This is a genomic window from Facklamia sp. P12955 (assembly GCF_050409565.1).
Classification (GTDB): Bacteria; Bacillota; Bacilli; order Lactobacillales; family Aerococcaceae; genus Facklamia.
In genome coordinates this window covers 1-754 of the sequence record NZ_JBNUPF010000060.1, presented here as the reverse complement: position 1 = coordinate 754, position 754 = coordinate 1, and the positions used below count along the sequence as shown (strand labels likewise).

The 754-nt window shown below is 42.3% G+C and carries 1 pseudogene; it reads left to right on the top strand.

From position 1 onward, the window contains the following. Window positions 1-754: pseudogene (locus tag ACQV2G_RS09120) on the top strand (YSIRK signal domain/LPXTG anchor domain surface protein); the annotation flags it as partial.

The window sequence follows — 754 nt, the reverse complement described above, 5'->3', positions numbered from 1 at the left end:
CCATTACGATTACCAATCCAGATGGCACTCAAACAACGACTACTGTAACAAATGGTGCAGACGGCAAAGACGGAGTAGATGGTAAATCACCAACCATCAAGCAAACCCCACTCAAAGATCAAGATGGTAATGTTATAGGAGTAACTATTACCATTACAGATAGTGACGGAAAAGTGACAACTGAAAACATCTTAAATGGCAAAGATGGTCAGACGCCTAAGGTTGAGGTAACACCTGGAAAAGATACAGAAGGTAATTCGGGCTATACCATTATCATTACGAAGCCAGATGGTTCCACACAAGAAGTTTTTGTAAAAGATGGTAAAGACGGTAAGGATGGTAAAGATGGAGTGGATGGTAAATCACCAACCATCAAGCAAACCCCACTCAAAGATCAAGATGGTAATGTTATAGGAGTAACTATTACCATTACAGATAGTGACGGAAAAGTGACAACTGAAAACATCTTAAATGGCAAAGATGGTCAGACGCCTAAGGTTGAGGTAACACCTGGAAAAGATACAGAAGGCAATTCGGGCTATACCATTATCATTACGAAGCCAGATGGTTCCACACAAGAAGTCTTTGTAAAAGATGGCAAAGATGGTAAGGATGGTAAAGACGGTAAGGATGGTAAAGACGGTGAATGTGGAGTGTGTCCAATACCAGATCCAGATCCAACGCCAGATCCAGATCCAACACCAGATCCAGATCCAACGCCAGATCCAGATCCAACGCCAGATCCAGATCCAAC